The following is a 17046-nucleotide window of genomic DNA, read 5'->3' on the forward strand; positions in this document are numbered from 1 at the left end:
GCCTATCGTCCGGTGGCGTCCTTTTTTTCGAGCGGCCCCGGCGTCGCGATGACGCCGGGGCCGCGTGTCGAGTGTTACTGCGTGAGCGTGCCGAGGGTCACGGTCGCCGACAGCGTCTTGCCGTCGCGCTCGTACACGATGGTCGCCTTCGATCCGGCGGCGAGGGCGCGCACCTGAGCGGTCAGATCGGTCGCGTCGCTGATCGGCACCCCGTTGAACGACGTCACGACGTCGCCCTTCTGTAGCCCGGCCTCGGCGGCGGCGCCGCCGGCGGTGACCTCGCTGATGTAGGCGCCCGCGGTGGTCGCGCCCTCCTGCGCGGCGGCGTCCATCACGCCGGCGCCCAGCAGGCCGTGAGTGGCGGCACCGTCGGCGATGATCTCGTCGGTGATGCGCTTGACGATGTCGGACGGGATCGAGAACCCGACCCCGATCGACCCGGACGGGCTCGAACTGGAGCTGCCGGTCGAGGCGATCGCCACATTGATGCCGATGAGCTTGCCCTCACCGTCGACCAGTGCGCCGCCGGAGTTGCCGGGGTTGATCGCGGCATCCGTCTGGATGACGGCGATCGAGATCGTGCTCGTCGCGGAGGACTGCTGCTGGCCCTGACCGAAGTCGAACTGGAACGGCGAGTCGCCCTGGCCCTGCTGCGTGTCGTCGCCCTCGGGAGCGGCGGACGAGGCGATCTGGATCGAACGGTTCAGCGCGCTGACGATGCCTGTCGTGACCGTGTTGGACAGTCCGAGCGGGGCGCCGACGGCGACGGTCTGGTCGCCGACGTTGAGCTTGCTGGAGTCGCCGAACGTGATGGGCGTGAGACCCGACGCGTCGTCGAGCTTGATGACCGCGAGGTCGTAGGTCGGGTCGGTGCCGACGATCGTGGCGGAGTACACCTTGCCGTCCGAGGTCGTGACCGTGAGCTTCGCGTCGGAGGTCTCGCCGTCGAGTGTCACGACGTGCGTGTTGGTCACGACGTAGCCGTCTTCGCTCAGGATGACCCCCGAGCCGGTGCCGCCCGACGATCCGGAGGATGCCGAGATAGTCACGACGCTCGGCACGACCTTCGCCGCGATCGCGGTGGTCTGGTTCACCGAGTCGGTGTTGTTGACCGTGACGGCGCCGGGGCCGGTGGTGACGACCGTCTGCGGCTGCGCGAAGAACGACGTCCCCGCGGCGGCACCGCCAAGGCCGGCCGCGCCGCCGACGAGGGCGGCGGCCACCATGATGCCGACGATCTTGCCGGCACCGACCTTCGCCCCGGGAGCCGCGGTGTGACCGCTCGCGCCCGCGTCGTGCCCGTGCAGGCTGTGACCCTGGGTGGGGAGTCCGGATGCCGGGGCCGTCGCGTAGGCGTCGGTGGGCTGCTGCGCGTACTGGCCGTGCTGGCCGTGCTGACCGTAGGCGGGCGCGCCAGCGGGGGCGCTCGGCGCGGTGTAGGGAGCCTGCGACGCGTACGGCTGGGCGCCGGCCTGCGGCGCGGGCGCGGCGGCGGGCTGGCCGGCCGGCGCCGCGGCGGCGTGGGCGGCCGGCTGCTGCGGCAGCGGCGGGCGCGCGGGGGTGGCCGCGGCATCCTGCGATGCGGCGTCCTGACCCGGCTGGGGCTCGACGTTGGAGGGGATGTTCTCGCTCATGGCTGCTTTCCTTCTTCCCGGAACGACACCAGGATGACGCGGGTTCCTGTGCGTTGCTTATGCCGCCACCCGGCGCAGCCTATGCATGTAGCCTGAGCGCGATGCGAGACATTCCCGGAGCATGGCGCCGCACCGCGCGCGGTGCCGGCCTGCTGTCGCCCGACGGCGCGGCGGCGCCGACGATCTTCGCCGAGATGACGGGCCTCGCCCTGCGGACGGGCGCGGTGAACCTCGGGCAGGGCTTTCCCGATGAGGACGGTCCCGCGGAGGTGCTCGCCGCCGCCGCAGCGGCCATCGCCGCCGGGGAGAACCAGTACGCCCCCGGCCGCGGAGTCCCCGCCCTGCTGCAGGCGGTCGCCGACCATCAGCGACGCTTCTACGGCATCGAGCTCGATCCTGCCCGCGAGGTCCTCATCACGGCGGGCGCCACCGAGGCACTCGCCGCGACGCTTCTCGCCCTCATCGACTCCCCCGACGACGAGGTGGTGGTGTTCGAGCCGTACTACGACTCCTATGCCGCGTGCGTCGCACTCGCCGGCGCGAAGCTCGTCACGGTGCCCCTGCGGTGGCCCGATTTCCAGCCCGATCCGGATGAGCTCGCGGCGGCCGTCGGCGACCGCACCCGGCTGATCCTCGTCAACGACCCGCACAATCCCACCGGCGCCGTCTTCTCGGCCGCCGTGCGCGAGCAGATCGTCCGTCTCGCCGACCGTCACGACGCCATCATCGTCACCGACGAGGTCTACGAGCATCTCGTCTTCAACGGCCCGCACACGCCGATCGCGACGATGCCGGGGGCCGCCGCGCTCACCCTGTCGATCTCGTCGGCCGGCAAGACGTTCTCCACGACCGGCTGGAAGATCGGGTGGGTCACGGGACCCGCTGACCTCGTCGACGCGGTCCTGGCGGTCAAGCAGTTCCTCACGTACACCAACGGCACGCCGTTCCAGCACGCGATCGCCGCGGCTCTCGGCCTCCCGGACGCGTACTTCGACGGTGCCGCGGCGACGCTCCGCGACAAGCGTGACCTCCTCGGCGAGGGCCTGCGCGCTGCCGGCTTCGCCGTGTCGGTCGCCGCCGGGTCGTACTTCACGGTGGCCGACGCCGCCGATCTCATGGCCCCGGGCACGGATGCCGCGGACTTCTGTCGCACGCTCCCCGAGCGCGCCGGGGTGGTCGCGATCCCGCTCACGGCGTTCGCCTCCACCGAGCGACGCGGCCAGTACGCGAGTCTCGTCCGCTTCGCGGCGTGCAAGCGCACCGAGGTGATCGCGGAGGCCGGGCGCCGACTGGCGGCGCTGGCCGACGCCTGACCCGACGAGGTCAGCGGGGGTCGACGCGGAAGCGCCGCAGGGACAGCGCCGGATTGACGCGCCGCACCCGCTCGACGCTGCCGGCATCCGCGAAGGCGACCGCGACGTCCGTGCCGGTTCCGATGCCCGCGATCTCCACACCCTGCGGATCGACCACGACGGAGGCGCCCACGCCGAGGGGTGGCGGGTGATCGGCGCCCGCGACGTACAGGGTGTTCTCGATGGCCCGGGCGCGCAGCAGCGTCCGCCAGTGGTGCTCCTTCAGCGGACCGCGCACCCATTCCGCGGCCACCAGCACGACGTGGGCGCCGGCGTCGGCGAGCCGCCGCGCGACCTCGGGGAAGCGCAGGTCGTAACACGTCATCAGGGCGAACCGCAGACCGCCGACCTCGAAGGTCTGCGGATCGGTGATCTCACCCGGCTCGACCCAGTCCGATTCGCGCTGCCCGAACGCGTCGTACAGGTGCAGTTTGCGCGACACCGCGCGGAGGCCCTCGGCATCCACCGCGATGACGGCATTGCGCACCCGCTCTCCCTCCCCGCGCTCGACGAGCCCGGCGACCACGACGACCCCGTGGCGGCGTGCGATCTCCCGCAGCGTCTGCGCGAACGGGCCGTCCAGGTCCTCCGCGTGCGCGGCCAGGGAAGGGTCGAACGGGTCGACGAAGTAGCTCGCGTACTCGGGGAAGAGCACGACTTTCGCGCCCCGGGCCGCGGCACGGGCGGTGAGATCCGCGATCGTGCGGAGGTTCGCCGCGGTGTCGGCGGTGGGGGCGAACTGCGCCACGGCGATCCCGACGGCATCCTCGCTCACGATCGCCCCCGCACCCGCAGGATGACCGGGACCATGCCCCAGAGGGTGATGAGCACGACCGCGGCGGCGATGCCGATGATCCATGAGGCCGCCGCCCCCAGCACGACGTCGAAGACGAAGGCGACCACCCCGACCAGCAGCACCGACACCGTCACGAGCGCCGTGATGAGCGCGATATGGCCGTATCGCACGACCGTTCCCTTCTCGCGGCGGCCGAACACCATGCGGTGCAGCGCCACCGGCGCCAGCGCGATCACCGCGCTGAGTGTCGCGAGCACCACGAGGACGAGGTAGAAGACGCGCTGACCCTGATCGAGATCCGCGAACGCCGGCTGGAAGGCGAGCGCCAGCAGGAACCCGGTGAGGATCTGCGTGCCGGTCTGCAGGACGCGCAGCTCCTGCAGCACTTCGGTCCAGTTGCGGTCGGCGCGCTCGTTGGGTGTCTCGTCGCGCCCGTCGGCGCGGTCGTCCCCGGGCACGCGGTCGCGCAGCATCGGGGGCTCGGTCATGCCTTCATCCTGGCGCGCTCAGCCGTCGGAGGGCAACGACGCCCGCCGGATGCGACCGCCGCCTCGAACCCGTGTTAGGCTATTCAACGTGCCGCGGGGTGGAGCAGCTCGGTAGCTCGCTGGGCTCATAACCCAGAGGTCGCAGGTTCAAATCCTGTCCCCGCAACGAAAGAAGAAGGCGTCCCGCACGGGGCGCCTTCTTCGTTTCCGGTTCGGGCGTCCTCCCGCAGCGCGGAGCCGACGGCGGCGCCGGTCTCAGCCCAAGGCCTCCTCCATGTCGCCGAGGAAGCGGATGACGGCGCGCAGCTCATCATCGCTGTAGTCGGCCATCGACTCGCGCATCCGCACCATCCGCTCCCCGAAACGGCGGTAGAACTCGCGGCGGGCGTGCTCGGTGATGGCCACGATCCGCGCGCGTCGGTCGTGCGGGTGGGGGCGGCGCTCCACGTGTCCGCTCTCGCTCAGCCGGTCGAGGAGCTTCGTCGTCGACGCGGTCGAGATCGCCAGGTGCTCGGCGATCTCGTGCGGGGACACCCACTCCCCCCGCTGCTCGCGCACGATCAGCATGCGCAGCGCCGCGAGGTCGGTCGCGTTCATGTCCATGTCCGAGCGGATGCCGCCGTGCATCCGGTCCATGGCGTCGGTGAACGAGCGCACCGAGGCCATCGCCGCCATCACGAGCTCATCGCGCGCGGTGCGCGGCACCCATCTCTCCACCACGGTGGACACCTCCCCTCGTTCAAAGGTAGTATCACTGGAAATCGCTAGCTAAACTAGCAATAGGGAGAAGATGGTGTCGGCGACAGAATACGTGGTGCTTCTGGACGAGGACGGGCAGGAGATCGGAACCGCCCCGAAGGCGAGCGTCCACGGCACCGAGACCGCCCTGCATCTGGCCTTCTCGTGCCACGTCTACAACTCACGCGGCGAGACGCTCGTCACGCGCCGGGCGCTCGACAAGCAGACCTGGCCCGGCGTCTGGTCCAACTCCTTCTGCGGCCACCCTCGTCCCGCCGAGCCGGTCTCCGACGCCGTCCACCGGCGCGCCGCGGAGGAGCTCGGCCTCGAGCTGCACGACGTGCGGCTCGCCCTCCCCCTATTCCGCTACCGCGCGGTGGACGCCAGCGGCATCGTCGAGTACGAGATCTGCCCTGTCTACACCGCCCTCGTCGACGCGGAACCGCGACTGAACCCGCGCGAGGTCGCCGACGCGCAGTGGGTCGACCCCGCCGACCTGGCGGTCTCGCTGCGGGCGACGCCGTGGGCGTTCAGCCCCTGGCTCGTGCTGCAGGCCGAGCAGCTCGGCATCTTCGACACCCCGGCGCCGCCGGCGGCGCGATGGGACCGGGCGTCGTGATCGCGCTCGATGCCCCCTCCCGCGAGCGGGTGGATGCCGCGATCACGGCGGCGCTGTCCCGGCTCGAGCAGCGCTCCGCGCGCCTGGGCGACGGCGCCGCGGCCCTCGGGGCGGCCACGCGCGCGGCGGCGGCCGACGGCAAGCGACTGCGCCCCGCGCTGCTCGTCGCCGCCTTCCGCGCGTTCGACGGCGACGCCGACCGCCAGCCGGGCGTCTGGGACGTCGCGGCGGCCCTCGAGCTGCTGCACACCGCGTTCGTCGTGCACGACGACCTCATCGACGGCGATGTGGAGCGGCGCGGCGCCCCCACTGTCGGCGGACGCTTCCGCATCCGCGCCCGCGATTACGGCGCCGACGCGCGTCAGGCCGCCGCTGTCGGCGACGCCGCGGCCGTGCTGGCCGGCGACCTCCTGCTGTTCGAGGCGTCGCGCCTGGTCGCCACCGCGGCGATCGACGAGGGCGCCCGCGCGGCGATGTTCGACCTGCTCGACGAGGCGATGCTCGTCTCCGCGGCCGGTGAGCTCGCCGACGTCGAGCATGCCGCCCGCGCCGACTGCCCCGGCACCGACGCGCTGCTGAGCGCGGCCCACGACAAGACCGCGACGTACTCCTTCGAAGCTCCGCTCCTGGCCGGTGCCATCCTCGCCGGCGCCCCCGACGCCGCGCGGCAGCCGCTGGCGGCGGCAGCGGCCGACCTGGGACTGGCGTTCCAGCTCGTCGACGACCTCATCGGAACCTTCGGCACCCGCCGGCAAGCGGGGCGCGCCCCCGGCGCAGACCTTCGAGAGGCCAAGCGCACGCCGCTCATCGCGCTCGCCCGCGACACCGCCTCGTGGCCCCAGGTCAGCTCGGCACTCGCCGTGGCCCACACCGGCCCCATCGCCGTGCGGCGCGCCCAACGCGAGCTGGAGGCCAGCGGTGCCCGCGACGATCTCGTCGCCCTCGTGACCGGCCGTCTGCGCCGCGCCCGCGGCCACGCCGCCTCGCCGGAGCTGCCGGCCGCCGCGGTCACACTCCTCGCGACCGTCGCCGCCGCGATCGAGGGGCGCATCCCGTGACGACCCTCTACGATCGCTGCGCGCAGGATGCCGCGGCATCCGTCATCGCCGCCTACTCCACCTCGTTCGCGCTCGCCTGCCGCCTGCTCGGTCCCCGCGTGCGCAGCCACGTCCGGAGCGTCTACGCCCTCGTCCGCGTCGCCGACGAGATCGTCGACGGCGCCGCCGAGAACGCCGGCGTGCCGGCGGCCACGCAGCGGCTGCTGCTCGACGACTTCGAAACCGAGACCCTGGCCGCCATCGACCGCGGGTTCAGCACCGATCTCGTCGTGCACGCCTTCGCCCTGGCCGCCCGCGAGTGCGGCATCGACGGCGAGCTCGTCCGGCCGTTCTTCGCCTCGATGCGCACCGATCTCACCCGCACGCAGCACGATGGCGCGTCGCACGATGCCTACGTCTACGGCTCCGCGGAAGTCGTCGGCCTCATGTGCCTGCAGGTCTTCGTGAACGCCGGACGGCGGACGCCTCTCGCCCCTGCGCCGCACCTCATCGAGGGCGCGCGGCGTCTGGGGGCGGCGTTCCAGGACGTGAACTTCCTCCGCGACCGCGCCGACGATGAGAGCCGACTGGGCCGCGACTACCTGGGCCTGCATGGCGACCGCGGCGACCGCGCGGCCGTGCTCGCCCGGATCGATGCCGACCTCGCCGCGGCGGCTCGCGCCATCCCCGACCTCCCCGCCGACTGCCGCCGTGCCGTCGCGACCGCGCACGGCCTGTTCGCCGAGCTCGCACGGCGCCTCCGCGTCGCCGACGACAGCGTCCGCGTGTCGGTGCCCGCGCCCGTCAAGGCCTCGATCGCGGCGCGCGCCGTCATCGGCCTCCCGCAGCGGCAGCGCGTCGCATGAGCCGCTCCGCCGTCATCGTCGGCGCCGGGATCGCGGGACTCGCGACCGCCGCGCTCCTCGCCCGCGACGGGTGGGATGTCACGGTGCACGAGGCGCGAGACGAGATCGGCGGCCGCGCCGGCTCGTGGCAGCAGGACGGGTTCCGGTTCGACACCGGCCCCAGCTGGTACCTCATGCCCGAGGTCTTCGAGCACTTCTTCCGCCTGTGCGGCACGACGGCCGCCGCCGAGCTCGACCTCGTGCCGCTCACCCCCGCCTACCGTGTCTACCCCGAGCCGGACGCGGGCGCAGGTCCTGCGGCGCCGGTGGACGTCGTCTCGGGACGGTCAGCCGCGCGCGAGCTGTTCGAGTCCCGCGAGCCGGGAGCCGGTGCGCTGATCGACGCCTACCTCGACTCCGCGGCCGACGCCTACCGGCTCGCGGTCTCGCGGTTCCTTTACGACCCGTACACCTCCACCCGCGGGCTGCGCGACCGCGCCGTGATCCGGCAGCTCCCCCGCCTCGTCCCCCTCCTCGTCCGCTCGCTGCACCGCCACGTCGCCCGACGCTTCCGCGATCCGGTGCTCCGGCAGATCCTCGGCTACCCGGCGGTGTTCCTCGGCACCTCGCCGTTCGACGCGCCGAGCCTGTACCACCTCATGAGCCATCTCGACCTCGACGAGGGCGTGCTGTACCCCCGCGGCGGATTCACCGAGGTCATCGCCGCCGTCGCCCGTGTCGCGCGGGCGCAGGGCGTGCAGATCCGCACCGGTTCGCCGGTGACCCAGATCGTGACAGATGCCGGGCGGGCCACCGGCATCCGCCTCGCCGACGGCACCGTCCATGACGCCGACGTCGTCGTCTCGGCGGCCGATCTGCACACGACCGAGACCCGCCTGCTGCCCCCGTCGCAGCGCACCTACTCCGAGCGCTGGTGGCGGCGACGCAATCCGGGTCCGGGGGCCCTGCTCGTGCTGCTGGGCGTCGACGGCGAGCTGCCCGCGCTCGCCCACCACACGCTGCTGTTCTCCCGCGACTGGCGCAAGAACTTCGGGGCCGTGTTCGGCCGCGGCGACGCCTCCCGCATCCCCGATCCGGCGTCGCTGTACGTCTGCCGCCCGTCCGCGACCGATGTGACCGTCGCCCCCGCCGGCGGGGAGAACCTCTTCGTCCTCGTCCCCATGCCGGCCGACCCCGCGCTCGGTCACGGCGGTGTCGACGGGGCCGGGGCGCCCGCGATCGAGGCCGCCGCCGACCGCGTCATCGCGCAGATCGCCGAGTGGACCGGCATCCCCGATCTCGCCTCCCGCATCCGCGTGCGCCGGACGATCGCGCCCGCCGACTTCGAGGCCGACCTCGGCGCGTGGCGGGGCGGTGCGCTGGGCCTGGCCCACACCCTCCGCCAGAGTGCGGTCTTCCGCCCGCGCAACGCGGCACGGAAGGTCGCAGGGCTCTACTACGCCGGCACCTCCGTCCTCCCCGGGATCGGACTGCCGATGTGCCTCATCTCCGCCGAACTGGTCGCCAAGCGCCTGCGTGGAGACGCCACAGCGGCCCGGCTGCCCGAGCCGGACACGACCCGCGCGACCGGCCGGACGGTCTGACGTGCCGGGACTGTACCTCCTCGCCCTGCTCGTCTCGGCGGCAGGCATTGCCGCCCTCGACGCGCGCTTCCGTCTCGCGTTCTGGGCGGCGCCGGGGCGCACCGCCGGCGCGATCGTCCTCGGGACCGCGTTCTTCGTGGCGTGGGATGCCGTCGGCATCGCCACCGGGGTCTTCGTCAAGGGCGACAGCCCCGCGCTGCTCGGCATCGACCTCGCGCCGCACCTGCCGCTCGAGGAGCCGGTGTTCCTGGCCTTCCTTTGCTACCTCGCCCTCGTCGTCGACGCCGCGGCGCGGCGGCGCGTCACCCGTCGGCGTGATCCGGCGCCCCGCCCGGCGGAGGCACCGTGACCTACGCGCTCATCATCGTCCCGTTCGCCCTCCTCGCCGCGGTCGTCGTCGCCGCGGCCGCCGTGCGGGCGCGCCGGCCCCGCGTCGGGCGGCGGCTGGCCGCCTCCGCCATCACGGCGGTCGTGCTGGTGCTCCTCACGATCGTCTTCGACAACCTCATGATCGCGGCGGGCCTGTTCACCTACCCGGAGCACCTCATCAGCCGCATCCGCGTGGGGCTCGCCCCCGTCGAAGACCTCGCCTACCCGGTCGTCGCGGCCTTCCTGCTGCCCGCGATCGCGGACCTCCTGCGGCCGCGCACCGGCCGCCCCTCCCGCCCCGCGTCATCGAGCCCGAAGGAGTCCGCCTCGTGACCGCGACCGCGACCGCCCGGCAGCTGCTCGTCGCCTCTCGGCCGGTCAGCTGGGTCAACACGGCCTACCCGTTCGCGGCGGCGTACCTGCTGACCACGCGCGAGATCGACGCCGTCCTCATCGTCGGCACGCTCTTCTTCCTCGTCCCGTACAACCTCGCGATGTACGGGATCAACGACGTCTTCGACTACGAATCCGACCTGCGCAATCCGCGCAAGGGCGGTGCGCACGGCGCGGTCCTGGATCGGCGCTTCCACCGGATCACCCTCTGGGCGGCGGGACTGTCGTGCGCCCCCTTCGTCGCGTTCCTGCTCGCCGCCGGGTCGCCCGCCTCGTGGCTCGTGCTGGCGGCGAGCCTGTTCTTCGTCGTGTTCTACTCCGCGCCTCCGCTGCGCCTGAAGGAGCGTCCGGTGGCGGACTCGGTCACCAGCAGCATCCACTTCTTCTCCCCCGCGGTCTACGGGCTCGTCCTCGCCGGCGCGACCTGGACCTGGCCGCTCGCGGCGATCATCGCGGCATTCGCCCTGTGGGGTGTCGCCTCACACGCGTTCGGCGCTGTGCAGGACGTCGTCGCCGACCGCGAGGCGGGCATCGGCTCCATCGCGACCGCGTTCGGCGCGCAGCGCACCGTCCGACTCGCGCTGGGCTGCTACGCGCTCGCGGGCCTCGTCATGCTGGCCTCGAGCTGGCCGGGCCCCCTGGCGGCGCTGCTGGCGGTGCCGTACCTGGCGACGGTCTGGCCGTATCGCAGCGTCGCCGACGCGGATGCCGCGACCGCGACCCGCGGCTGGGATCGCTTTCTCTGGCTCAATCAGTTCACCGGCTTCGCCGTGACGCTGCTGCTCATCTGGTACACCCTGGGCGGCTGAGCTCGCCGCATCTGACTCCGCCGAGCCGCGTCACGCCGAGTGCGCCCAACGTCGTCGAGTGCGCCCGCTCCCGCCCGCCGTAGCGGGCCCGCTCGACGAAAACCGGCCCGCTCGAGGAACGGACCGGCTCGCGACGAGGATGCGGGTCAGTCGCCGCTCAGCTGCAGCAACTTCTCGACGGCGGCGGTCAGCCGGGCATCGGCCTCGCCGTACTTCGTCCAGTCGCCCGCGGTCAGCGCCGCCTGGCGGTCGAGCATCGCCTGCTGCGCCTCCTGCAGTGCCGCCTGGAACGCGACGTCCGTGCCGGTGCCCGAACCGCCGTCGGTGGCGCCGCCGTCACCCGGCTCGGCGGACCCGGTCGGTGCCGGCGTCGGGGTGACTTCGGTGCCGCCGTCGCCCGCGTTCGCGCCGGAGTCACCGCCGAAGAGCACGTCCAGCGCGCCCTGCAGGGTGTCCTCGAACGCGATCTGGTCGCCGAAGCCCACGAGCACCTTCTGCAGCGTCGGCAGCTTCGTCGAGCCCGAGGACTGCACGAACACCGGCTGCACGTACAGCAGGCCGCCACCGACCGGAAGGGTCAGCAGGTTGCCGTTGAGCACCTGCGACTGGCCCTGCTTGAGGATGTTGATGAACGCGGAGACGGCGGGGTCGGCGTTGAACGTGTTCTGCACCTGACCAGGGCCCGGGACGGGCGTCTCGGCGTTGATCTCCAACATCCGGAGCTTGCCGTAGTTCTCGTTCTTCGTGCCGTCCTCGGCCCCGGCATCCGAGTCCACCGACAGGTAGCCCATGAGGACGTTGCGCGTGTCGTCGCCGCCGGGGATGAACGTCGTGAACATGGAGTAGCTCGGCGCATCCTGATCGGGCATCTGCATCGTCAGGTAGTACGGCGGCTGCAGCACGGGGTTCGTCTGGGTCGGGTCGTCCGGCGTCTTCCAGGCGTTGTCGCGCTGGTAGAACGACTGCGCGTCGTCGACGTGGTAGGTGCCGAGCATGGCGCGCTGCACCTTGAACAGGTCGGTCGGGTAGCGGACGTGGCTCATGAGGTCGCCGCTCATGTCCGAGACCGGCTTCAGCGTCGACGGGTACACCTTCTGCCACGCCTGCAGCAGCGGGTCGGTCTCGTCCCACGCGTACAGCGTCACCGAGCCGTCGTACGCATCCACGGTCGCCTTGACGGAGTTGCGGATGTAGTTGACGTCGTCCAGCGCGACGCGCGGCGTCGTGTTGGTGGTGTCGCTGATCGCGTCACGCAGGCTCACGACCTGCGAGTACGGGTAGTCCGCGCTCAGGGTGTAGCCGTCGATGATCCACACGATCCGGCCGTCGACCACCGACGGATACGGGTCGTTGTCGAGCTCGAGGTACGGCGCGACCTTCTGCACGCGCTCGACGGGGCTGCGGTCGTAGAGGATCTGCGACTCCTCGTTGATCGCGTCGGAGAAGAGGATGTCGGTGGACTGGAACTTCAGCGAGTAGATCAGCCGGTTGAACGGATCGCCGATGTTCGGCCCGCCGTTGCCCGAGAAGGTGTTCGTGGTGCGCGCACCGCCGTCGGTGCCGCGCGGATAGTCCAGCTCGATCGAGTCGCGACCCTCCGGGGCGCCGACGATCGAGTACGTCGGCGAGGACTCGCCGAAGTAGACCCGCGGCTCGTACTCCTCCCCCGTGGTCAGGGCGCCGGTGGTGGGGATGCCCCGCTCGACGAAGACGGGGTTGCCGTCGGCGGTGCGCTCGTTGCCCTTCGCGGCGACCATGCCGTAGCCGTGGGTGTAGACGAGGGTCGTGTTGTACCACGACGCCGCCTGGCCGAGCTCGTCCATGTTCAGCTCGCGCACCGAGACGACGGTGTCCTGGCTCTGCCCGTCGATCTGGTAGCGGTCGACGTCGAGCGGGTCGGTGAACTTGTAGTACGCCCGGTACTGCTCGAGCTGCCGCACGGTCGGCGAGATGATCGCGGGGTCCATGATGCGAATGGATGCCGTGGTCTCGGCATCCGCCCGCAGCTGCCCGGGCTCGACGTCGGTGACCGCCTGGAAGTCGTTCTTCTCCAGCCCGTCGATGCCGTACGCGGCCTTCGTGGCGTCGATGTTGCGCTGGTAGTACGGGCTCTCGAGCGTCTCCTGGTTGGGGCGCACCGAGACGTTGAAGAGCACCCACGGGTACGCGACGGTGACGATCAGCGAGGAGATGATGAGCAGGCCCGTGCCGATCAGCGGGAAGCGCCAGCGCCCCACGATCGCGGTGACGAAGAAGAGCGCAGCGACGATGACCGCCGCGATCGCGAGGATCGTCAGGCCCGGGATGATGGCATGGTCGTCGACGTAGCTGGCGCCGGTGATCCGATCGCCCTGCGACGTGAGGGTCTTGTACCGGTCGACCCAGAGGCTCACCGCCTGCACGAGCAGGTAGAGCCCCGCAAGCACCGCGAGCTGGATGCGCGCGGCCTTGGAGATGCGCAGCTCCCGCTGCCCGACGCGCACCGACCCGTAGAGGTAGGCCACCAGCGCCGTCACGATGAGGCAGACGAGCAGCACCGCCGATGCGAAGCCGAGCACCGTCGTGAAGAACGGCAGCGAGAACAGGTAGAACCCGGTGTCCATCTGGAACTGGGGGTCCGAGACACCCGTGTCCACGCGGTTGGCCCACAGCCACACGGTCTCCCACTGCGCCGATGCGGCGAAGCCGGCGAAGAACCCGAAGAAGACCGGGATGCCCCACATGGCCAGGCGCCGAAGCGGCTCCACGACCTCCTGATAGTGGTCGAGCTGCGACGTCAGCCGTGCGTAGACCGGGCGCAGCCGGTACGCGAGCTGGATCGCCACGAACACCGGCACGGCCATCGCGAGGAGCCCGATGACGAACATCACCACACGCGCGGTCCACTGCGTCCACAGCACGCTCGAGAAGCCCAGCTGGTCGAACCACAGCCAGTCGGCGTAGAGACTCGCGAAGACGAAGAACCCCACCACGATGGCGGCGATGACGGCGAGCGTGATCGCGATCGCGCGACGGAGGGGATTGGGCGTGGCCTGGTTCGGCGCTGAGGTCGTGGTCACCCCTCCATCCTAGGCGGGCCGACTCTGGGCGGATGCTGTGGCTATTCGCAGGTGGGCAGCGCGTCCAGGTCGCCGTCGCCGCGGATGGCGGCGAGCACGTCGAGCGCGTCGTCGAGGGTGGCGACCGAGAACACGCGCAGCCCCGCGGGGATGTGCCCGACGACCTCGTCGCAGTTGTCCTTCGGGGCGAGGAACCAGGTGGCACCGGCATCCTTCGCGCCGTACATCTTCTGCCGGATGCCGCCGATCGGCCCGACCGTTCCGGAGGAGTCGATCGTGCCTGTTCCGGCGACCTGCTCGCCCCCGTTGAGGTCGCCGTCGCTGAGGGTGTCGATGATCCCGAGCGCGAACATCATGCCCGCGCTGGGTCCGCCGACGTTGTCGAGCTGGATCGTGACGTCGATCGGGAAGTCGTAGTCGTGCAGCGTCGTGATGCCGATGAGCCACGTGGTCTCGCCGTCGACGGTGGCCTGCTTCGGGGTGATGCTCTCGGTGAGCGTCTGGCCGTCGCGGTCGATCGTGAGTTGCACCGGCGCCCCGTCGGCGTCGTTGATGATCGCCCGCAGCTCATCGGTCTCGGTGATGGGCTGTCCGTCGGCGGCACGGATGATGTCGTCGGGTTCGAGCACGCCTGCCGCCGCCGAGTCGTCGGTCAGGGCGTAGACGCGGACCATCGGCTTGACGTCGTAGCCGAGTTCCGTCAGCGCCGCAGCGGTCGCCTCCTTCTGGGAGTCGACCATCATGACGGCGCTCTCCTGATTGCGCTCCTCGGTGCTCTGTCCCTGCGGGAACACCTGATCGATCGGGATGACCGCCTTCGACGGATCGAACCACGCCAGGGCCAGCTCGAACCACGACGGCGTCCGGTCGCGGTTGCCGACGACCTGCACGGTCAGCAGGTCGAGCGAGCCGGAGGTGGGGAAGGTCTCCGCGCCGGACACCGAGATCAGCGGCACCTCGTCGCCGGCGGCGTCGGTGGAGGTGCCGAGCGTGTTGAAGACGGGACCGGGGCGCTGGATGACGAACGACGTCGGGATGAGGGTGAGCGCCAGCAGCGCCACGAGCGCGACCGCGAGCGACCAGACGCCGATGAGCGTCGTGCGGCTCATGGGCGCGCGACGCGCGGGCACGATCGTCGTGTTCTCGTCGAACAATGCCACGTCAGACCTTTCCGGCCGATCGTTCGCGATCGGCGTACACGCGACATCCTCCGTGGCGGGCCTCGGCGGCCGTGCGGGGAAGTGCTGCGACTAGCGTAGGACGGGACGAGAACCGCCCGCTGAAAGGCGCCTGACATGACTGATGACGACAGCCCGGACCGTTCCGGAGACGACGAGTTCCAGGAGCTGCTGCGCAATCTGCTCGGCGGCGGCGCGGCGGGCTTCGACCCCGCTCAGCTGGAAGGACTGTCCCGCATGGGCGTGGACCCGGCGATGCTGCAGCAGATCATGGCCCAGCTGCAGCACGCCTTCACCAGCGGTGGCGGAGCGGCCGACGGGATCGACTGGAGCGCCGCGAAGACGCAGGCGCTCCATCTGGCCAACAAGGACGGCCTCAGCATCACCACCGGCACCAAGCACGACTTCGACCAGGCGTTCTCGCTCGCGACGCTGTGGCTGAGCGAGGCCACGACGATCTCCGATCTCGCCGCCCCGCCGCAGGCGATCACACGGGGCCAGTGGGTGGAGCAGACGCTGCCGGTGTGGCAGGAACTCGCCGAGCCGGTCGCCGACTCCATCGCCGGGGCGCTCACGTCCGCTCTCGACGAGCAGACCCCGGAAGAGATGCGCCAGCTCGTCGCCGGCGCCGGAACCTTCATGCGGCGCGTCGGCGGCTCGCTGTTCGCGGCCCAGCTCGGCGGCGTCATCGGGCGGCTGTCGCTCGAGGTGGTCTCCGGCGGCGACGTCGGCATCCCGGTCATGCCCGACGGCGTCGCGGCGATCCTGCCGCAGAACTTCGCGGACTTCTCGCGCGACCTCGACGTGACCGACGACCAGCTCGCGCTGTACCTCGGCACCCGGGAGCTCGCTCACGCGCGCCTGTTCCGCCACGCGCGCTGGCTGCGCCTGCACGTCATCTCGCAGGTGACGGAGTTCGCCCGCGGCATCCACGTCGACACCGGCGCCCTCGAGGAGCTCGCGTCGCGCTTCGACCCGTCCTCCCCCGAAGAGCTGAAGGCCGCCATCGAGTCCGGCGCCCTGCTGCCGCAGCGCACGCCCGCGCAGGATGCCGCCCTGACCCGCCTGGAGAATCTGCTCGCCACGATCGAAGGATGGGTCGACGTCGTGACCAGCGACGCGACCGGGCGCCTGCCCGCCGCGGCGAAGATCGCCGAGGCGGTGCGGCGGCGCCGCGCCGTGGGCGGCCCCGCCGAGCAGGCGATGGCATCGCTCGTCGGGCTCGAGCTGCGCCCGCGGCGCCTGCGCGAGGCGGCCGCCATGTGGCGCGCCGTGACCGACGCCGTGGGCATCGAGGCCCGCGACAGCCTCTGGGACTACCCCGACCTCATGCCGGCGGCCGAGGACATCGACGACCCGCAGGCGCTGATCGCTCGGCTGCAGGCGCGCGCCCGCGGCGAGGAGCCCGCGCGAGACGCGTTCGATGAGGCGCTGGACGAGTTGCTCGCCCAGGCCGCGCAGGACCCGGCGGATGCCGCGGGTCCGGGTGCTACGGATACCCCGGCCGCCCCGGAGGACCGGGGCACACCGGAAGATCCCGGCTCGCCGGAAGATCCGGGATCACCGGAAGATCCCGGCTCGCCGGAAGATCCCCGCCCGGTCTGATCCGCCGCGGTGATCATCGCCTCCTCCACAGGCGGCCGATTCGGCGGATCTCGAAACGGGCCTGTGGAGAGCGCGCCCGCCGCGGGTGCGAGGCGGGCATGATCGGGGCATGCTCCGACTGGCCCCCTCCCACCCGCCCCTGTGGCGCACGCCCTCCAGCCTGCAGCTGGGGACCGATCAGGCGGTGCGCGTGGACGATGTCACCGGCTGGCAGGAGCGACTGCTCGATGCGCTGACCGCCGGCATCCCCGACGCGATGCTGGTTCCGCTCGCGCGCACGATGGGCGCCGACGTCGACGACGCCGAGCGGTTCGCGGCCCGCATCGGCGGGGCTCTCATCACCGACGACGCGACGGCGCCGGTCGTCCGGCTGGAGGTCCCCGAGAGTCTCGGCGTGGCCGGCCACGAAGCGCTCGAGGCGGGGTGGCGGGCCGCCGGCGTCCACGTCGCGTCGCTGACGCGCTGGGAGAGCGCGCCGCCGCCCTCGCGCCTTCCCGTGGTCGTCGTCGCCGAGCGGATG

Annotated in this window: 15 protein-coding genes and 1 tRNA gene; 10 read left to right on the forward strand and 6 right to left on the reverse strand. The window is 71.8% G+C overall.

Going from position 1 to position 17046, the window contains the following annotated elements; all coding sequences use genetic code 11:
- Positions 1-74 precede the first annotated feature (74 nt).
- Positions 75-1634: a S1C family serine protease gene (locus ACPYN4_RS06150; RefSeq protein ID WP_076690447.1), complete on the reverse strand. Its 1560-nt coding sequence runs from the start codon at positions 1632-1634 to the stop codon at positions 75-77.
- Between the two features lie 101 nt (positions 1635-1735).
- Here ACPYN4_RS06150 and ACPYN4_RS06155 point away from each other — a divergent pair, with 101 nt between their 5' ends.
- Entirely contained in the window at positions 1736-2947 is a 1212-nt protein-coding gene (locus tag ACPYN4_RS06155; RefSeq protein WP_424445901.1) for an aminotransferase class I/II-fold pyridoxal phosphate-dependent enzyme, read from the forward strand.
- A gap of 10 nt (positions 2948-2957) precedes the next feature.
- Here ACPYN4_RS06155 and ACPYN4_RS06160 read toward each other — a convergent pair whose 3' ends face one another.
- Both ACPYN4_RS06160 and ACPYN4_RS06165 read right to left on the reverse strand, forming a co-directional pair.
- Complete coding sequence (locus ACPYN4_RS06160; protein ID WP_076690445.1) at positions 2958-3761, reverse strand: carbon-nitrogen hydrolase family protein; 804 nt, start codon at positions 3759-3761, stop codon at positions 2958-2960.
- Positions 3758-4270 (reverse strand): DUF6328 family protein, encoded by a 513-nt coding sequence (locus ACPYN4_RS06165; protein WP_232321742.1) that lies wholly within the window; start codon positions 4268-4270, stop codon positions 3758-3760. The genes ACPYN4_RS06160 and ACPYN4_RS06165 overlap by 4 nt, the downstream gene beginning before the upstream one ends.
- Positions 4271-4362: 92 nt before the next feature.
- Here ACPYN4_RS06165 and ACPYN4_RS06170 point away from each other — a divergent pair.
- Positions 4363-4436, forward strand: a tRNA-Met gene (locus tag ACPYN4_RS06170).
- Between the two features lie 89 nt (positions 4437-4525).
- Here ACPYN4_RS06170 and ACPYN4_RS06175 read toward each other — a convergent pair.
- Entirely contained in the window at positions 4526-4999 is a 474-nt protein-coding gene (locus ACPYN4_RS06175) for a MarR family winged helix-turn-helix transcriptional regulator (protein WP_424445902.1), read from the reverse strand.
- A gap of 64 nt (positions 5000-5063) precedes the next feature.
- Between ACPYN4_RS06175 and idi the strand changes: the two genes are divergently transcribed.
- The 7 genes from idi to ACPYN4_RS06210 are packed head-to-tail and all read left to right on the forward strand — an operon-like array spanning position 5064 to position 10684.
- Positions 5064-5627, forward strand: coding sequence for an isopentenyl-diphosphate Delta-isomerase (gene idi, locus ACPYN4_RS06180; RefSeq protein WP_076692154.1), 564 nt, complete (start codon positions 5064-5066; stop codon positions 5625-5627).
- Positions 5609-6685, forward strand: coding sequence for a polyprenyl synthetase family protein (locus tag ACPYN4_RS06185; protein WP_424445903.1), 1077 nt, complete (start codon positions 5609-5611; stop codon positions 6683-6685). Before idi ends, ACPYN4_RS06185 begins: the two co-directional genes overlap by 19 nt.
- Complete coding sequence (locus ACPYN4_RS06190) at positions 6682-7530, forward strand: phytoene/squalene synthase family protein (protein ID WP_424445904.1); 849 nt, start codon at positions 6682-6684, stop codon at positions 7528-7530. Before ACPYN4_RS06185 ends, ACPYN4_RS06190 begins: the two co-directional genes overlap by 4 nt.
- Positions 7527-9113, forward strand: coding sequence for a phytoene desaturase family protein (gene crtI / locus ACPYN4_RS06195; RefSeq protein WP_424445905.1), 1587 nt, complete (start codon positions 7527-7529; stop codon positions 9111-9113). Before ACPYN4_RS06190 ends, crtI begins: the two co-directional genes overlap by 4 nt.
- 1 nt (position 9114) lies before the next feature.
- Complete coding sequence (locus ACPYN4_RS06200) at positions 9115-9462, forward strand: lycopene cyclase domain-containing protein (protein ID WP_239280510.1); 348 nt, start codon at positions 9115-9117, stop codon at positions 9460-9462.
- On the forward strand, positions 9459-9815 hold the full coding sequence (locus ACPYN4_RS06205; protein WP_239280508.1) for a lycopene cyclase domain-containing protein: 357 nt from the start codon (positions 9459-9461) through the stop codon (positions 9813-9815). Before ACPYN4_RS06200 ends, ACPYN4_RS06205 begins: the two co-directional genes overlap by 4 nt.
- Complete coding sequence (locus ACPYN4_RS06210) at positions 9812-10684, forward strand: prenyltransferase (protein WP_239280507.1); 873 nt, start codon at positions 9812-9814, stop codon at positions 10682-10684. The genes ACPYN4_RS06205 and ACPYN4_RS06210 overlap by 4 nt, the downstream gene beginning before the upstream one ends.
- Positions 10685-10830: 146 nt before the next feature.
- Here the strand turns inward: ACPYN4_RS06210 and ACPYN4_RS06215 are convergent, their stop codons facing one another.
- Together ACPYN4_RS06215 and ACPYN4_RS06220 are read right to left on the reverse strand one after the other, a co-directional pair.
- Positions 10831-13743, reverse strand: a complete 2913-nt coding sequence (locus ACPYN4_RS06215) for a UPF0182 family protein (RefSeq protein WP_424445906.1) — start codon at positions 13741-13743, stop codon at positions 10831-10833.
- 41 nt (positions 13744-13784) lie between these two features.
- Entirely contained in the window at positions 13785-14903 is a 1119-nt protein-coding gene (locus tag ACPYN4_RS06220) for a YlbL family protein (protein ID WP_287271419.1), read from the reverse strand.
- Positions 14904-15038: 135 nt separating this feature from the next.
- Here ACPYN4_RS06220 and ACPYN4_RS06225 point away from each other — a divergent pair, with 135 nt between their 5' ends.
- On the forward strand, positions 15039-16526 hold the full coding sequence (locus tag ACPYN4_RS06225; protein ID WP_424445907.1) for a zinc-dependent metalloprotease: 1488 nt from the start codon (positions 15039-15041) through the stop codon (positions 16524-16526).
- Positions 16527-17046 lie beyond the last annotated feature (520 nt).

The organism is Microbacterium sp. CH-015, assembly GCF_049707015.1.
Classification (GTDB): Bacteria; Actinomycetota; Actinomycetes; order Actinomycetales; family Microbacteriaceae; genus Microbacterium; species Microbacterium aurum.